12 protein-coding genes are annotated in these 17058 nt (G+C 60.3%); 8 read left to right on the top strand and 4 right to left on the bottom strand.

Annotated elements, in window-relative coordinates:
• From AC3WOY_RS14580 to AC3WOY_RS14555, 6 genes are read left to right on the top strand one after another with little or no spacing between them, the layout of a single operon-like run.
• Entirely contained in the window at positions 1–1206 is a 1206-nt protein-coding gene (locus tag AC3WOY_RS14580) for a TIGR03087 family PEP-CTERM/XrtA system glycosyltransferase (protein ID WP_492424968.1), read from the top strand.
• On the top strand, positions 1203–2768 hold the full coding sequence (xrtA, locus tag AC3WOY_RS14575; RefSeq protein WP_492424966.1) for an exosortase A: 1566 nt from the start codon (positions 1203–1205) through the stop codon (positions 2766–2768). The genes AC3WOY_RS14580 and xrtA overlap by 4 nt, the downstream gene beginning before the upstream one ends.
• Positions 2765–3928, top strand: coding sequence for a TIGR03088 family PEP-CTERM/XrtA system glycosyltransferase (locus tag AC3WOY_RS14570; protein ID WP_492424964.1), 1164 nt, complete (start codon positions 2765–2767; stop codon positions 3926–3928). The genes xrtA and AC3WOY_RS14570 overlap by 4 nt, the downstream gene beginning before the upstream one ends.
• A complete protein-coding gene (locus AC3WOY_RS14565; RefSeq protein WP_492424962.1) occupies positions 3916–5817 on the top strand; it encodes an XrtA/PEP-CTERM system amidotransferase in 1902 nt (633 codons plus the stop codon). Before AC3WOY_RS14570 ends, AC3WOY_RS14565 begins: the two co-directional genes overlap by 13 nt.
• Position 5818: 1 nt before the next feature.
• Positions 5819–7033 carry a TIGR04063 family PEP-CTERM/XrtA system glycosyltransferase gene (locus tag AC3WOY_RS14560; RefSeq protein WP_492424960.1) on the top strand — a complete coding sequence of 405 codons (1215 nt, stop codon included), beginning with the start codon at positions 5819–5821 and terminating at the stop codon, positions 7031–7033.
• Positions 7030–8244, top strand: coding sequence for a glycosyltransferase family 4 protein (locus tag AC3WOY_RS14555; RefSeq protein ID WP_492424958.1), 1215 nt, complete (start codon positions 7030–7032; stop codon positions 8242–8244). The genes AC3WOY_RS14560 and AC3WOY_RS14555 overlap by 4 nt, the downstream gene beginning before the upstream one ends.
• 11 nt (positions 8245–8255) lie before the next feature.
• Here AC3WOY_RS14555 and AC3WOY_RS14550 read toward each other — a convergent pair whose 3' ends face one another.
• A complete protein-coding gene (locus AC3WOY_RS14550) occupies positions 8256–9758 on the bottom strand; it encodes a lipopolysaccharide biosynthesis protein (RefSeq protein WP_492424956.1) in 1503 nt (500 codons plus the stop codon).
• A 395-nt stretch (positions 9759–10153) separates the two neighbouring features.
• Here AC3WOY_RS14550 and AC3WOY_RS14545 point away from each other — a divergent pair, with 395 nt between their 5' ends.
• Both AC3WOY_RS14545 and AC3WOY_RS14540 read left to right on the top strand, forming a co-directional pair.
• Positions 10154–11467, top strand: a complete 1314-nt coding sequence (locus tag AC3WOY_RS14545) for a putative O-glycosylation ligase, exosortase A system-associated (RefSeq protein WP_492424954.1) — start codon at positions 10154–10156, stop codon at positions 11465–11467.
• A gap of 39 nt (positions 11468–11506) precedes the next feature.
• On the top strand, positions 11507–12544 hold the full coding sequence (locus AC3WOY_RS14540; RefSeq protein WP_492424952.1) for a polysaccharide deacetylase family protein: 1038 nt from the start codon (positions 11507–11509) through the stop codon (positions 12542–12544).
• A 21-nt stretch (positions 12545–12565) separates the two neighbouring features.
• Here AC3WOY_RS14540 and AC3WOY_RS14535 read toward each other — a convergent pair whose 3' ends face one another.
• From AC3WOY_RS14535 to AC3WOY_RS14525, 3 genes are read right to left on the bottom strand one after another with little or no spacing between them, the layout of a single operon-like run.
• Positions 12566–14491: an InlB B-repeat-containing protein gene (locus AC3WOY_RS14535; RefSeq protein WP_492424950.1), complete on the bottom strand. Its 1926-nt coding sequence runs from the start codon at positions 14489–14491 to the stop codon at positions 12566–12568.
• A gap of 58 nt (positions 14492–14549) precedes the next feature.
• Positions 14550–16574 (bottom strand): hypothetical protein, encoded by a 2025-nt coding sequence (locus tag AC3WOY_RS14530; RefSeq protein WP_492424948.1) that lies wholly within the window; start codon positions 16572–16574, stop codon positions 14550–14552.
• Positions 16575–16577: 3 nt separating this feature from the next.
• The gene (locus AC3WOY_RS14525) at positions 16578–17048 is read right to left on the bottom strand and encodes a hypothetical protein (RefSeq protein ID WP_492424946.1); all 471 of its coding nucleotides are present in this window, start codon (positions 17046–17048) and stop codon (positions 16578–16580) included.
• Positions 17049–17058: the final 10 nt, after the last annotated feature.

Here is a 17058-nt window from a genome sequence, read left to right as displayed (position 1 = left end):
GTGGAACACCTCCTTTACCTGGTACACCGCATTCCCTATCCGCCCAACAAGGGCGACAAGATCCGCTCGTACCACCTGTTGCGCTACCTGGCGGATCGCTATCACGTGCATCTCGGCACCTTCGTCGACGATGCCAACGACTGGCAGTACGTGGACACGGTGAAGCAGATGTGCGCGAGCACGCATTTCGCTGCGCTCGATCCGCTGAAGTCACGCGTGCGCAGCCTCGGTGCCCTGGCGACCAACGGCGTGCTGAGCGTGGACTATTACCGCAATGCCGGCCTGCAGGAATGGGTGTCGCGCACGATGCGCGAACAGGGCATTGGACGCGTGCTGGTGTTTTCCTCGCCCATGGCGCAGTACGTGATGGATTACCCGCAGGCGCGGCGCGTCATCGATTTCGTGGATATCGATTCGGACAAGTGGCGGCAATACGCCGAGAAGAAGCACTGGCCGATGAGCTGGCTGTACGGCCACGAAGCACGTCAGTTGCTCGCCTATGAGCGTCACGTCGCCCAGCGCTTCGACGCGTCGCTGTTCGTCTCCCAGCCGGAAGCCGACATGTTCAGGAAGCTGGCGCCGGAAAGCAGTGCGCGCATCGGTTTTTTCAGCAATGGCGTGGACACCGATTACTTCGCGCCGTCCGCCGGGCTCGTCAACCCGTACACCGACGGCAAGCCGGCCATCGTCTTCACCGGCGCGATGGATTACTGGCCGAACGTCGATGCGGTCCAGTGGTTTGCCGACGAGATTTTCCCGTCGATCGTGCGGGCGCATGCCGATGCGCAGTTCTACATTGTCGGCGCGCGGCCGTCGTCGCAGGTGCAGGCGCTTGCTTCACGGCCGGGTGTGCATGTGACCGGCACCGTGCCCGACGTCCGTCCGTATATTGCCCACGCCAGCGTGGCCGTCGCGCCGCTGCGCATTGCCCGCGGCATCCAGAACAAGGTGCTGGAAGCCATGGCCATGGCCCGCCCCGTGGTGGTATCTCCGCAGGCACTGGAAGGCATTGCGGCTGAACCGGGACGCGACATCGTGCTCGCGCAGGATGTCGCGCAGTATGCGTCCGCGGTCAATGCGCTGCTGTCGGCGCCCGATACCTCCATCGGCGCCGCTGCCCGCAAGAAGGTCGTCGACCTGTACGGATGGGCGAGCAACCTGGCGCGCGTCGACGCACTGCTCGAGACCGAAGCGGCGGCCGCATGAGCATGATGAACGGGCCCGATATGCTCGCAACGACGGCAAGCCGTGACGCGACGGTCACTTGGAGAATTGCTGCAGTCGTGGCGGTCCTGGCACCGTTTCTCATCTATTTCACCACGGCGCGCTCGATCGTTTCGATCTGGAATAGTTCGGAGACCTTTGCCCACGGCTATATCATCCTGCCGATCTCGCTCTGGCTGATCTGGCGACGACGGCACGAATTGCCTTTTGACGCCGCAAAACCATGGTGGCCGGGCCTGCTGCTCCTGGCCGTTTGCGGATTTGGCTGGCTGCTGGCGGAACTGGCTGCCGTTCAAGTCGTGCGGCAATATTCCTTCGTCGCCATGTTCCCTCTCATTTGCCTGACAGTGCTCGGTCCACGGGTGGCATGGGCGATGGCGTTTCCTCTCCTGTTCCTGCTGCTTGCAGTGCCATTCGGAGAAGTATTTATCGACCCGCTGATTGAATTGACGGCGGATTTCACGGTCGCCGCACTCCAGTTGAGCGGCATTCCCGTTTTGCGCAACGGTACCCACTTCGATATCCCGACAGGCAGCTGGGCAGTCGTGGAAGCGTGCAGCGGCGTGCGCTACCTGATCTCCTCGTTCACGCTAGGCTGCTTGTACGCTTATCTGAACTACCATTCTCTAACGCGCCGGGCGGTGTTCATCCTCCTGTCGATTGTCGCACCGATCGTGGCAAACGGATTCCGCGCCTACCTGATCGTCATTCTCGGACACGTCAGCGGCATGACGCTGGCCGTCGGCGTTGATCACCTGATTTACGGATGGATATTTTTCGGTCTGGTCATGTTCTTCATGTTCTGGATCGGCAGCTTCTGGCGCGATGACGCCCGGCTTCCCACCGAGCGGGAAAGCGTTACTGCCGGCCATGGAACTGCCGCAGTATCGGCCGGAATGGTGATTGCCGCCGCCGGCGCGAGCATTGCCGTCATCGCGATCTGGCCTGCCTATGCGCGCTACATTGACTTGGCCGCTGCCCGTCCCGTTGCGGTCTTGCAGGACAAACTGGCGACATCCTGGCAGCAAAGCAGCGCGTTCACCCGGTGGGCGCCACGGTTCAGCAAGCCAAGTGCTGAATCCACCCATTTCTTCGTTCGCGACGGCAAGCAGGTGGGACTCTCCTTGCTGTATTACGGCGACGCGCGACAGGATTCGCAGCTCATCAGCTCGATCAATCGCATGGTTGGCGAAAAGGATTCCGGGTTCCGTCACGTAGCCTCTGCCGCGCAGGTGGAAAACATCGGCGGGCGGCAACTGAAGGTGCGCGAAGCAAGAATCGAAGGCCCCGGTGGCCCCCTGATCGCCTGGCATTGGTACTGGATCGGCGGAACGCATACCACCAGCGATTACGCCGGCAAGTTCCTGCTGGCACGGGAGAAGCTGCTCATGCAGGGCGGCGACGGCGCTTCGGTGATCGTGTTCGCCCCGTTCGGCGAAAATCCGGCAGAGGCACGCGCGGCCTTGCGCGCCTTCCTGTCCGAGCACATGGGCGCGATCGAATCCGCGCTGGCCGCAGCCCGGCAGCAAGGAGGCGGCCGATGAGCGCGCCGCCCCTGATCGTTCACCTGATCTTTCGCCTTGATTTTGGCGGGCTGGAGAACATGCTGATCGAGCGTATCAACCGCATGCCGGCAGACCGCTACCGCCATGCAGTTGTGTCGCTCACCTACCACACCGAATTCGCTAAAAAGATCAACAAGCCGGGGGTCGAGCTCTACGACTTGCACAAGCCCGCAGGCATGGCGCCAGGTACCCACGCGCGGCTATGGAAACTGTTACGGCAATTGAAACCAGCGGTAGTGCACACCTACAACCTGTCGGCCGTGGAATACGGCGTGACGGCGCTGCTGGCCGGTGTGCCAGTCCGGGTAAGCGGCTCGCATGGACGCGACGCCAGTGATCCGGAAGGCAGGAACAGGAAGCACAATTTCCTGCGCCGGATGATGATCCCGTTCTACGACTGCTGCTACTCGAATTCGGCCGATCTCGAGCGCTGGAACCGCACCGTGGTCGGCGTCCCGGAACGCAAGAGCCGCCTCCTGCACAACGGCATCGACACGGGCAAGTACAAGCCCGGACCTGCCCCGGAATCCGCCCCCTTCCCGCCTGGCAGCTTTGTCATCGGCACGGTCGGGCGCGTCCAGGACGTCAAGGACCATCCCACGCTGGTCGATGCCTTCCTCCTGCTCAAGGACATGCTCCCGGCGCAGTGGCCGGCGCTGCGCCTGGCCATCGTCGGCGACGGCCCGCTCATGGCTGCCGTCAGGGAGAAGGTTGCCGCCGCCGGCATCGCCGGCAAGGTCTGGCTGCCCGGCGCGCGCACCGACGTCAACGAAGTCCTGCGCAGCTTCTCGGTTTTTGCGCTGTCGTCCATTGCGGAAGGCACGCCGGGTTCAGCCCTGGAAGCGATGGCGACCGCATTGCCGGTGGTCGGCACGCGTGTCGGCGGCATCCCGGAAGTCGTTGCCGATGGCGTCACCGGGCAGGTGGTGCCGGCGCGCGATCCGCGCGCACTTGCCGAGGCCATCGCCCGCTATGTCGAACAGCCTGAACTGGCCGCCCGGCACGGCCGCGCCGGCCTGGAGCGCGTCATGCAGAAGTACAGCATGAATGCCATGCTCAACGCTTATCTGGACATGTACGATTCGTTATGTCATACCAAGATCAAAATCAGGGAGCCTCGTAAATCATGTGTGGAATAGTCGGTATTGTGGACGCGCGCGGCAAGCGCGAAATCGATCGCGCGCTCCTTGGCCGCATGAACGAATCGCAGCACCATCGCGGTCCGGACGAGGGCGGCATCCATATCGAACCCGGCGTCGGTTTCGGCCATCGCCGCCTCTCCATCATCGACCTGTCGTCCGGCCAGCAGCCGCTGTTCAATGAAGACCACAGCGTGGTGGTGACCTACAACGGGGAAATCTACAATTTTCCCGAGCTGATGGACGAACTCGTCAAGCTGGGCCACACCTTCCGCACCCATTGCGACACGGAAGTCATCGTGCATGCCTGGGAACAGTGGGGCGAACGCTGCGTGGACCGCTTCCGCGGCATGTTCGCGTTCGGCGTATGGGACCGCAACAAGCAGACCCTGTTCGTCGCGCGCGACCGCCTCGGCGTCAAGCCGCTCTATTACGCGATGCTCGACGACGGCATGTTCACCTTCTCGTCGGAACTCAAGGCGCTGCTCGCCCATCCCGGCCTCGACAGGCAGATCGACCCGCGCGCCATTGAGGATTACTTCGCCTACGGCTACGTGCCCGAGCCCAAGACCATCTTCACCAGCGCACTCAAGCTGCCGCCCGGCCATACACTGACGCTCCGCATTGGCGCGCAACCGGAGGTAAAGCAGTACTGGGACGTCCCGTTCACGCCGCACGGCCCGATCAGCGACGAGCAAGCCCAGGAAGAACTGATCTCGCGCCTGCGCGAGGCGGTGGACATCCGCCTGGTGGCCGAAGTGCCGCTGGGCGCCTTCCTGTCCGGCGGCGTGGACTCCAGCGGCGTGGTGGCGATGATGGCCGGACTGACGAAAGAACCGGTCAATACCTGCTCCATCTCCTTTGGCGATCCGAAGTTCAACGAATCCGAGTACGCCAAGAAAGTCGCCGAACGCTTCGGCACCGCGCACCACGTCGAACAGGTCGACAAGGACGATTTCGACCTGATCGATACGCTGGCGGCGCTGTATGACGAACCGTTCGCGGACAGCTCCGCCATCCCGACCTACCGTGTCTGCGAACTGGCAAGGAAGCGCGTGACCGTGGCGCTGTCGGGCGACGGCGGCGACGAGAACCTCGCCGGCTACCGCCGCTACCGCTGGCATATGTACGAAGAACGCCTGCGCTCGACAATCCCGCTCGCCGCGCGCAAGCCGATTTTCGGAACATTGGGCCAGCTCTATCCGAAGGCGGACTGGGCACCAAGGGTGTTCCGTGCGAAATCGACCTTTGAAGCGCTGGCGCGGGATTCGGTGGAAGGCTACTTCCACACCGTGTCGATCATGAACGACAAGATGCGGCAGCGTCTCTTCAGCGACGGCTTCAAGAACAAGCTCAATGGCTACCATGCCGACAGCGTGCTGCAGCGCCATGCAGAGAACTGCCCCTCGGAAGATCCGCTGTCGTTGATCCAGTACCTCGACCTGAAAACCTATCTCGTCGGCGACATCCTGACCAAGGTGGACCGCGCCAGCATGGCGCATGCGCTGGAGGTGCGGGTGCCGCTGCTCGACCACAAGCTTGTCGAGTGGATGTCCGGCCTGCCGTCATCCATGAAACTGCGCGGCACGGAAGGCAAGTACATCTTCAAGAAGGGGCTGGAGAAACATCTCCCCGAAGACATCCTGTATCGCGACAAGATGGGATTTTCGGTGCCGCTCGCAAGCTGGTTCCGCGGCCCGCTGCGCCAGCGCATCCGCGACGCGCTGCTCGGTGAAACGCTGGCCCGCACCGGCATCTTCGATCCGGCCTTCCTGGAAGAGATGCTGGAGCACCACCAGTCGGGCCGCCGCGACTACAGCGCGCCGCTCTGGACACTGCTGATGTTCGAATCGTTCCTGCGCAACCTTGACGGCAAGTGGAGGATGTAACTTGCGTATCCTGCACGTCCTCGATCACTCGATCCCGCTGCACAGCGGCTACACCTTTCGCACGCTGTCCATCCTGAAGGAACAGCGCGCGCTCGGCTGGGAAACCTGCCACATCACCGGCCCCAAGCAGGGAAAATTCGATGGTCCCATAGAAGACGTCGACGGCTGGCATTTCTTCCGCACGCCGCCGTCGACCTCGCTCAAGGGCCGCCTGCCCATGCTCAAGCAGCTGGCAGTCATCGACCAGCTCGAAAAGCGGCTGGCGGAAGCGGTCAAGGAAGTCAAACCGGACATCCTGCATGCGCATTCGCCGGCATTGAACGGTATCGCGGCGTTGCGCGTCGGCCGCAAGCTCAACATTCCCGTCGTCTATGAAGTCCGCGCCTTCTGGGAAGACGCCGCGGTTGACCACGGCACCAGCACCGAATGGGGAATGCGTTATCGCCTCACGCGCGCGATGGAAACCCGCGCGCTGCGCGAAGCGGACGCTGTCACGACGATTTGCGAAGGACTGCGTGGCGACATCCTGGAACGCGGCATCCCTGCGCAGAAAGTCACCGTCATTCCCAACGCAGTCAACGTCGAGGATTTCCAGACCGACGAAAAACCCGATCTCGCCCTCGCCGACAAGCTTGGACTGGCTGGAAAGGCCGTGCTCGGATTCATCGGTTCCTTCTATGCGTATGAAGGTCTGGATATCCTCCTGCGCGCGCTGCCTGTCATGCTGGCACGCAATCCGGACATCCGCGTGCTCCTGGTCGGTGGCGGCCCGCAGGAAAAGCAGCTCAAGGCACTGGCCGTTGAACTTGGCGTGCAAAACCAGGTAATCTTCACCGGCCGCGTACCGCACCAGGAAGTGCAACGCTATTACAACCTGATCGATGTGCTGGCTTACCCGCGGCTGCGCATGCGCCTGACCGATCTCGTCACACCGCTCAAGCCGCTGGAAGCGATGGCGCAGGGGCGGCTCATGGTGGCGTCCGACGTGGGCGGCCACCATGAACTGATCGAAGATGGCAAGACCGGCGTGCTGTTCGAAGCAGGAAATCCGCAGGCGCTCGCCGACAAGACACTGGATCTGCTGGCGGCGACCGAGCGCTGGCCCGTCCTGCGCAAGGCGGCGCGTCAATTCGTCGAGAACGAACGCAACTGGCCGCGCAGCGTGGCCCGGTACGATTCCATCTATAACAATTTGATCAAGATGCAGAAGAAATGAAGCTGTTGACCTTTACCACGCTGTTTCCGAATTCGGCCACCCCGAATCAGGGAATATTTGTGGAAACCCGCCTTCGCCATCTTGTTTCGAGCGGGGAGGTTGAATCCAGGGTAGTCGCCCCAGTACCCTGGTTTCCCATCAGCCATCAGGCATTTGGAAAGTACAGCAAGTTTGCAATGGCGCCCGCCCAGGAGCTGCGCTCTGACCTCAATGTTTTTCATCCGCGCTACCTGGCTATTCCAAAGGTAGGAATGACGGTCTCGCCTCTCCTCCTCGCCAACGCTGCCAAAGCCGCAATCGGGAGGCTGATCGATGAAGGTTATGACTTCGACGCAATCGATGCGCATTACTTCTTTCCGGACGGTGTAGCGGCGGTCATGCTTGGCAAGTACTTCAACAGGCCGGTAGTGATTACTGCGCGCGGCTCTGACATTACCCTTATTCCAAAGTATGCGGTGCCGAGGCAATTGATCCTGTGGGCAGCACGAAATGCCGCCCACATCATCACGGTATGCAATGCCTTGAAAACCGAGCTGATAAGTCTAGGCGTTCGGGCTGATCACATCACGACGCTGCGGAACGGTGTGGATCTCGATTTGTTCAGGCCAGGAGACAGAGAGTCGCAGAGAGCAACGTTGGGATTCCATCATTTCACGCTGCTATCTGTCGGAAACCTTGTGCCGGTCAAGGGACATGAGCTCATCATTGAGGCAATGCCGATGCTCGGCGATGTCAGGCTCCTGCTTGCCGGAAGCGGTCCGGAGCAACGCAAATTGGAAAACCTGGCGCGTCAATTGAACGTTCTGGATCGCGTCACGTTCCTCGGTTCGATTCCTCACCACGAGTTGCCGAAATTCTACTCGGCGGCTGACGCCAGCATTCTGGCTTCCAGCCGTGAAGGCTGGGCAAATGTGCTATTGGAGTCGATGGCTTGCGGCACACCCGTGGTAGCCAGCAGTGTATGGGGAACCCCTGAAGTAGTAGCCTCACCGGCGGCCGGCATTTTGATGGCAGAACGATCTGCTCAGGGCATTGCAAACGCGGTCAATGCGCTGCGGTCAAATTATCCGGATCATGCTGCGACCAGAGCCTACGCCGAGCAATTCAGCTGGCACGATACCACTGCGGGTCAAATTGAAGTATTCATAAAGTCGACGTCCTCGCACCGTCGACTCGACGCAAATAAAGAAATGGAACATCCTGCCCGGTAGTTTGACTACCTCTAGCCTCCGGTCAGGCTGATATTGAGTCCAGCTCTTTGCAATGTCCTCTCGATTTTGCCCAGGCAAGCGCGTTCGGCACTGTTTGGACTTCCCGCCCACCGCCAGAGCATATACAACGTAGCACTGTAAGAGAGTGCACCACCGACGATGCAAAGGACGAGCACGATAAGGTAGGAAATGGTTTCACCGTCGCGGTGCAGGCCATGCTTCATGCCCAGGACAACGGCTGCCATAACCAATGCGGCCGCTAATGGCCGGGCGAGCCTCGCGAGAAAAGCCGTGCTCGAAAGTTGAAGTCGTTTGGCGACCAGATACTGGATAACCGGGGTAATCAGTACGACTGTTCCCAGGAACGCCCATGCGGCACCGGTTGCGCCCCAGTAGAGGATCCCGGGAACCAGGAGCGCGACCAGCAAGGTGAACTGAATTGCCCCGACGGCCGTGACATAGTAAAGACGGCCTGTCGCAAGGTAGATATAGGAAATGTTGCTCTGCAACGCCTGGATGACGCCGTAGATTGCCAGTATCTGGATCAACGGAATTGCAGGAACCCACTTCCAGCCTAGTACGACAGGCACCATGAGGTCAGCGATTGTTGCGATGCCAACCCCTGCGGGCAGTGCGAACAATGCGATCATCGAAATGACGTTCAGGAAGCTGCTCTTCAGGGCTTCCAGATCATTGGCGACGCGTGCGTATCCGGGGAAAGCGGCACGGTTGATCGGGGCCACCAATTCCGTTGTCGGCAGGGTCGATATCTCGGACGCAATGGTGTAGATGCCGAGGGTCGTCGCGCCCCCGAGCCGGCCAATCAGCAGTTCCGACGCGCGGCCGTTGAGAAACTGCAGGATGTTGTTCATCACCAGCCACTTCGAGCTGTGAAACAGTTCCACCTTGGCTTTTAGCGAAAAGCGAGGACGGTAATCGCTGACGTAGTAAGAAAGCGCGACTGACACGAACGTACCCGTCAGCTGGCCCGCCACCAGCGCCCAGTAGTTGCGCCACCAGAAAGCGAGAGGAATAGTGACCAGCAGGCTGGCCATCCGCTTCCCGAGAAGGAACTTGAACTCGCGATCAAATTGCATTTCCCGCCGAAAGATCACAGGTCCGATATTCGAGAACCCTTCGACTGCGAAACCGATAGCCAGCAAGTAGATCACCAGTTGAAGCCGAGGCTCATGGTAGAACTGCGCGGCAAGCCCCGCTACCGATGCAAGAATAGCGGCACACAGCGAGGCGAAGAGGACGTTAAGAGTCCATGCGGTGTTGAATTGATCCCGGCCGGCATTCCGGTTCTGAATCAGCGGCACGTCAAAGCTGAAGGCCATCAGCAGTTGCAATGCGCCGATCAGGATCATCGCCATGGCGACAAGGCCAAAATCCTCGGGAACAAGCAACCGCGCCAGGATCACCGTACTGACAAGCCCGAGGCCGCGGTCAATCATTTTAAAGGACACCATCCAGGCGGCGCCTTTGGCGATTTTATTGTCGATTTCGTCCAAGGGGTAAGTGCTCGCAATCGCTTATGTAAGCCCGCCGGTTAGAGGGGAAATGGTTACCTGGGCGGTGGTATGGTCATTGTGTCCTGATTTTTGTTCGCAATGCGTTCGGACAGGACAGAGATGACGTCGTCGTTTTATCCGGTTGAGGGTATTCAATGCATCTGGAGGTGTCAAGTTGGCAATCCGGGAAGCGTCCACGCCAAGACGGTGCAGCATCGATGCGGGCCCTGTTTCCCTAATCCGGGACACAAATAATCCCTCTCCCGAACGGCAAGGCTATGTTTAATCGTTTCGCCTGTAATATATTATTTTTAACGCAATTCCTGTCGATCAGACGCATCGCAACTCAAGCATAATTGCTGATTTGACAATTTCATGCTGTATCGATAGGCACAATGAGAGACATCCTAATCACCCTGATCGTCTTTGGCTCCCTACCCTTCTTTTTCAAGAAGCCGTATATCGGAGTACTGATGTGGATATGGATCAGCGTGATGAATCCGCACACGCAAGGCTGGGGGTTCGCGGCGACCTTTCCATTCGCTGCGATTGTTGCGGCCACGATGCTGGCCAGTCTCTTTTTAACAAAAGAACCGAAGAATTTGCCGATAACAGCGGTTACCTGCACCTTCATCGCCTTCATCGTCTGGATCAACATAAGCACCTTATTCGCGTTGCAGCCTGAACTGGTGTACACGCAATGGAACCGGGTCATGAAAATCATGGGGATGACATTGATCGTCCTCATGATCCTGAAAACGAAGGAGCATGTGCAGGCGTTCATGTGGGTTCTGACCCTGTCCCTGGCGTATTACGGGATCAAAGGTGGAATCTTCACCATTCTCACCGGCGGACAATTCAGGGTATGGGGCCCCGGCAATTCGTTCATAGGCGGCAATAACGAGGTTGCGCTTGCGCTGGTGATGGTCATTCCCTTGCTGCACTACCTGCAATACATCACCACGAGTAAATTGATACGGCACGCCTTGACAGTGTCGATCCTGCTTTGCGCCCTGGCTGCGATCGGATCGTATTCACGCGGCGCCCTGCTGGCCATCGCAGCGATGGCAATGTTCCTCTGGCTCAAGAGCAGCAAGAAGCTCGTGCTTGGAATCCTGATGGCCATGACTATTCCGGTATTACTGGTCTTCATGCCGGACAAGTGGAGTGATCGCATGGATACGATCGCCACTTATCAGGAAGACAGTTCGGCAATGGGCCGCATCAATGCATGGGTAATGGCATACAACCTTGCCTCGGACAGGCCTTTGGTCGGCGGGGGATTCGAGATTTACGATCTCCAGACCTTCGAGCGCTATGCGCCCATTCCGACCGATGTGCACGCAGCACACAGCATCTATTTCCAGACGCTCGGCGAACACGGCTTTGTCGGCCTTGGAATCTATTTGCTGCTCGGTTTCTTGACGTGGCGTTCCAGCGCCCGGATCCTGCGCGACACGAGAGGAAGGGATGACTTGAAATGGGCCTATCACCTGGCCGCCATGACGCAGGTGAGCATTATCGGCTTTGCCGTCGGCGGCGCATTCTTGAGTCTGCTGTATTTCGATGTGCCGTATTACCTGATGGTCGCGATTGTGGTCACGCGCGTCATCGTGGAAAACGAACTGAAGGGAGAGGGCCGCTCGCCAAATTCGTGGCGGACCACTGCGGCGAGCGAGTTCCTGAAACGCCCGGAAATTTCGCGCTGACTGGATAGACCCCAAGGACCTGAGCGATAACGACAATGTATGGACAATACCGCTGAAACGAATGACAAGACCGGCCCGGCCCCCATCGGCATGAGCAACGATTTTGGATGGACGGCGTTAGCCGGCCGCGCGGCCATTCGTATACTTTCACCCGGCAGGGCAGTCTCCCGTCTGTCTATCCTGATATACCACCGCGTGCTGCCGGCACGCGACCCCTTGTTTCCAGGGGAAGTGGATGCGCCCACCTTCGAACGGCAGATGCGCCTGCTGAAATCCTCCTTCAACATCATCAGCCTCAGCGAAGCTGTCGAGAGAATGCGCAGCAAGACACTCCCCCCGCGAGCGGCGTGCGTAACGTTCGACGACGGCTACGCGGACAACGCGGAAATTGCGCTGCCCATCCTGCGCAAACTCGACATTCCGGCAACCTTTTTCGTTGCCACGGGCTTCCTGAATGGCGGACGCATGTGGAATGACACCATCATCGAACTCGTGCGTGGTGCGCAGGGTGAGGAATTGAATCTGGAACGGGTTGGCTTCGGACGGTTCGATATTGCCACTGTGCCGCAACGTCAGCACACGATTGCGACACTGATCGGCAAGCTTAAGTATCTGCCGCTGCAGGGGCGCCAGGAACAGATCGATGCGATCTGCAATCACCTGCAACCGTCATTGCCGGACAACCTGATGATGAGATCGGCGCAGGTGAAGGAACTGCATGACGCAGGAATGGAGATCGGGGGACACACGGTAAATCACCCTATCCTTGCGCGCCTGGATGCATCATCGGCACGCCGCGAAATCGCGGAGGGCAAAGAGGCGCTGGAAGGAATCATCGGCGCGCCGATCCGGCTGTTTGCCTATCCCAACGGGAAACCCTCTCAGGATTACCTGTCCGAGCATGTGGGGATCGTCAAAGACCTTGGCTTTGAAGCTGCCGTTTCCACGGCCTGGGGAGCGATTCCCTCCGACCCTGACCTTTACCAACTCCCGCGTTTCACGCCCTGGGACCAGGGCGCGCACAAATTCATGCTGCGGATGGCCAGAAACCTGCTGAAACGAGCCGAGCTCGTTTGACAGCAGGTCTTTGTTACCGAATCAAGCCGGCGGCTTGTACAGGTAAACGTTCTGGTTCACGTCATTGACGAGGACAAACACGCCCCGTGCGGGACTGTACCGGAACCGGCCATAAGTCCCCCATTGCTGCTGAGCGCCGGGATCATCGCCAGTAGCGGCCAAACGGCTCCACACCGCGGTGGCCGGATTAAAGGTATACACATCCCGTCCGCCACCCCAGGCGAAGAATTGGTCACGTGCGTCGACATACACGAAGCCCGGACGGCTGCCGATACCGGCGGGCGCCGTTCCCGTCACGGGCACTTCCGAATATGTCGGGCTCATTGTCAGGCTGGTCGGTACGCCGATGTTCCAGCGCCGCATCGAGTAGCTGCCGTCAGACTTCAGGTACATGACATGCAGCTGGTTGCGCTTGCGGTCGATGTCCGTGCCGCCGCCCGCGTCATAATTGTTGTTGCCGTAGGTTTTCCAGGTGTTTGCGCTCGGGTCGTACTGCGCAATCTTTCCCTGGTCCCCGGCAACGATCCACATGTTTCCTGCGGCGTCCAGGGCAGTCTGGCCGCGCCCACCTACACCCGCCGGCTTGTCCGCCATGCGCGACCAAGTACCGGTCGAGGGTGAAAAGCACACAGCAACGGGTGACGTGGTCTGGCTGCTCGGGTAATAGCCGGCGACGCCAAGATGGCAATACCGGTCATGCAGGCGGTCGACGAAAAAGCCTCCATAGGAATGCGCCGAACGCGGCTGCTGCAAGTCCAGCTGGGACAGGACGGGTTCGATGAAGCACTTGTCGTACGCCACATAGGAACCGTTCATGACACTGTCCGGAAGACTCAGCACACCCTTCGGATAAAAGCCGCACGATTCGACACGCTTGTCGGTCCAACCCGCTCCCGGCGTAGTCCCGGTCGCTCCAGCAGACATTTCACTCAGGCGCCGCCACTTCATGTCGCCCAGGTCGAACGCGAAGACGTTGTTATACCAGGAGTCGGTATGGCCGCCGCCGAATACCACCATGCGGTCACGCGACTCGTCGTACGCGCCACCGCCCCATGCGCTGACAATGGCCGCGCATGTGTAGCTGCTATACGGTGCCGGGCAGACATCCTTCATCTGCGTCGCGGGAAGAGCCTTCCATGAATTTGCCGGCATGGCGGCCACGATCTCGTCGATCGAACCTGCTGCCGGGGGCGTGGTCGGGCTGGTTTCGAATGTCGCTGTCGCGTTCAGTGCTGCGGTCATCGTGACTGTGCAGCTCGCGCTGGTGCCGGTGCAAGCGCCGCTCCAGCCCCTGAAGATATAACCAGCCGCCGGGGCAGCAGTCAGCGTGACAGAGGTGCCGCTGGCATAGGGTTCGGCACAGTCTGAACCGCAGTTGATTCCGGCCGGCGAAGAAGTAACCGTGCCCAGGCCTGACTTTGTGACGCCGAGCGTGTAATTTGCAGGAGTGGGTGCCGGCGCGGGGATGCTCTCGAAAGTCGCCGTCACGCTGCGCGCTGTGGACATCGAGACTGTGCAGCTCAGGCTGGTACCCGCGCAGGCGCCGCTCCAGCCTTTGAAGGTATTACCGCTTGCAGGCGTGGCGGTCAGCGTGATCAAAGTTCCGCTTGCATAGGTTTCACTGCAGTCCGTTCCGCATGCGATGCCGGCCGGCGAGGAGTTGACTGCTCCCGAGCCGGACTTGGTGACACTCAATGTATAGGTGGTCGGTTTCCGTCCGGCCCATTTCCATGACCCATCCGCCGTTTCTGATGTGGCCGCCTGTTCCGTCGCCGGCGCTGCTTGTGCAGCCGGCACAGTTTCGCCGCTGGCAACTGCGGCCTGCGCAGTGTCGGCATTCGATGCGGATACTGCCGGGGCCTGGCCACCGCCGCACGCTGTCAACAGCAGCGTGAAAACAAGGGATGCCGCTGCCGGGAGGCGCAGCAAGTGTGACTTCACGTTCATGAGATTTTCTTCGGCCGCCAAAGCGGCCATTCCTATCCTGTAATTAACTCGAATGCGCTCAGGCGTTCCGCGGACGGACACTCCAGATCGGCGATGCGTTCATGTTGTTCGCCAGCGTCGGCCAGTTGGCGGCGCCGGTCATCCGCTGGTACGCGTCGAGCGCGCCAGGGATGTTGTGCTCGACGGCATAGGCGATTGCAGGCTGGAGGTTGCCCCAGTAACTGGTCGCATCGGGGAAGTTCCCGCCACGCAGGTCGCCTGCGAGGCCGCTGTTCGGACTGCCCGTCGTCGCGGCATACGCCAGTCCCCAGTTGGCAAACCAGGGGCCGTTGCCGTTGGTGTAGTCCGGAGTGTCGGTGGGCGCAATAGCGACGGTGTAGACCGCAGCATCGCGGTACAGGTAATCCGTCGAGGCGGTGCCGCCCAGACGTCCGATGATGCTGCGCGCCTTCCAGGCGAAGAATTCCTTCATCCGGGTCTTGCCGGTGGCCGTAAGCGCCAGGTCCATATCGAGCGCGTATCCGTAGGCGGCAGTGAAGAAGTCCTGCATCCATGCCGCTTCGAAGTACTTGCCGTCGCCGTTCGTGGTGTAGTCGGAGTACGGTTGCACAAAGCCGAGCGGGTTGCTGGCGATTGCTACATAGCGGCCGTGGTAGAAGTTCACGTTCGATTCGAGCGAGGCGAGGAATTCGCCCCGGAGCACATCGCTGTCCGGCGTGATGCATGCCGCCTGAGCCAGCGTCCGCGTAGCCCATGCCGCTCCACGCGTCGTGTTGGCACCCGCGCTGCTCACCAGGACGCCCGCCGTAAACTGGCGCACGGTATCCGTATTCTTGAGGAAATGGATCGTCGCTGCGAACTGCACCTCTTCCATGAAATAGAAGCGCCCGGTCAGCAGGTAAGCCATGAAGCCCACGGACGGATGGTGCGTGGAGTTCCATGTCGGCGGTTTGGTGCCTGTGGCGGCCGGTGTGTACGTATTCTTCGAGGATGCGCCGTTGCCAGCCAGCCCGCTGCTGCCTTCGAGCACCAGGTTCGGATAGCTGGAGAATCGCAACGGACGCTGGGTCCGCTCGTCGCGGAAATGGATGCCGTAACGGCCGGCGCTGTACGCATTGGCGATCACGCCGGCACAGGCGCGCAGATCGTTGCTCGTCAGGTAGGCGACATCCCAGTCGGGCAGGACGCCGATCGATCCATGGTAACCGGCCGTCCCCATCGAAGTCGGATAGTTGCCCTGCTGGAGCGGTGTATATGTCTGCGCCAGATTGGTCCAAAGCGCAGCGGTCGACGGCAACTGGCCGCGGTAAGCGGGCACCAGCCGCGTCCCCTGCAGGTAAGCCTTGTCGTGGGCAGGCGTCAGTTTCGGATCGTCACCCAGCCAATGCGACAGCGCCGCACCGGAAACCAACACCGTGCGGTTGTGGTTAAGCAGGTCGAACGTGGCGCTGAAGCGCTGCGTGCCGCCGAGCGTGAAGCTATAGGTCGCGTTCTTGTTGGTCGGCCCGGCAACGGTGAGGTAACCGTTTTCGATCCAGGGCAGGACCTCGACGGCGCCGCCCTTGTACAGGCGCACTTCCATCCAGCCCACGAGGTGGGCGTCGCTGCCGATCTGCTTGCGATAGATCCAGGAGCTCATGAACGGGCCGCGTACCCACTCCATGAAAGGCACATCCCAGTCGCCCCCCGCCCACGATGCTGCGCCGAAGCTACCGGCGCCGATCGAAGCAGAGATACCTGTTGCGCGCAGGTCGGCGGTGGTCAGCGATGCAGCAGTCGTCGCCTGGCCGATGCGCAGGCCGATCGTCGTCTGGCCTGCCGCAGTGAAGGAAGTCAGGCCAGACACGATGGCGAACTTCATGGAGCCGTCCGGCCATGCGTTTTTCGCAACGACCTGCAGTTCGGGAATATTGCCGACAACGACCGAACCCGCCGGGATTTCACCCTTCTTGAAGGCATGACCGATGGTGAACGGCAGGTTTGCGCCGGCTTGGGCGGCGGTCACCTGGAAGGATGTGGACAGTGCCGGAGCCGGCTGGATCTGGACGGTAAACGGTTGGGATGTTGCTTGTTTCTTGGGCATGGCTCAGGCCTCCGTTGCGGTCAGGACGTGCCCGCTGGTCGTGCCAACGCTGCCAATGCCGTCGTAGACGAAGCTCTTGGTCGCCGGATCGTAGGTCACGCCAGGCGGCAAGGCCAGTTCATTTTTCAGGATGGTGAGGGCTTCGATGTCGTCATCGGAGACAAACGCGGCGATCGAGAATGTCGATGCCACGCCCTCGGTGAAGGTAATTGTCGGAATCTCGTTCCACACCGGCGTGCGGTTGGCCGTCGTGGTTGCCGGCGATGACGGTCTTTGTTGCATGGATGCGCCAGTGGCGCCGGCAGACGTCTCGGCGGCATCGGTTGCGCCGGAAGAAGCGGCACTACCGCCGCCTCCGCAAGCGGTGGTCACAATGGCAACCGCCGTCACACTCATATTGCGAAGAAATACACGCCGCGTGATGTGCTGCGCAAGGCCCTGGCCGTCGGTACCTTGGATTTCGGATTCAGTCATGGCAGGAATT

The organism is Noviherbaspirillum sp. FW303-A3, from assembly GCF_058788695.1.
Note: the sequence above shows the minus strand (reverse complement) of the source record. Positions and strands in the feature narration are given on the sequence as shown.

Bases quoted from the DNA above. Each gene is read 5' to 3' on its own strand.
- AC3WOY_RS14530 (WP_492424948.1), bottom strand. From the start codon at position 16,574: ATGCCCAAGAAACAAGCAACATCCCAACCGTTTACCGTCCAGATCCAG.
- AC3WOY_RS14540 (WP_492424952.1), top strand. From the start codon at position 11,507: ATGGACAATACCGCTGAAACGAATGACAAGACCGGCCCGGCCCCCATC.
- AC3WOY_RS14555 (WP_492424958.1), top strand. From the start codon at position 7,030: ATGAAGCTGTTGACCTTTACCACGCTGTTTCCGAATTCGGCCACCCCG.
- AC3WOY_RS14525 (WP_492424946.1), bottom strand. From the start codon at position 17,048: ATGACTGAATCCGAAATCCAAGGTACCGACGGCCAGGGCCTTGCGCAG.
- AC3WOY_RS14570 (WP_492424964.1), top strand. From the start codon at position 2,765: ATGAGCGCGCCGCCCCTGATCGTTCACCTGATCTTTCGCCTTGATTTT.
- AC3WOY_RS14565 (WP_492424962.1), top strand. From the start codon at position 3,916: ATGTGTGGAATAGTCGGTATTGTGGACGCGCGCGGCAAGCGCGAAATC.
- AC3WOY_RS14545 (WP_492424954.1), top strand. From the start codon at position 10,154: ATGAGAGACATCCTAATCACCCTGATCGTCTTTGGCTCCCTACCCTTC.
- AC3WOY_RS14535 (WP_492424950.1), bottom strand. From the start codon at position 14,491: ATGAACGTGAAGTCACACTTGCTGCGCCTCCCGGCAGCGGCATCCCTT.
- xrtA (WP_492424966.1), top strand. From the start codon at position 1,203: ATGAGCATGATGAACGGGCCCGATATGCTCGCAACGACGGCAAGCCGT.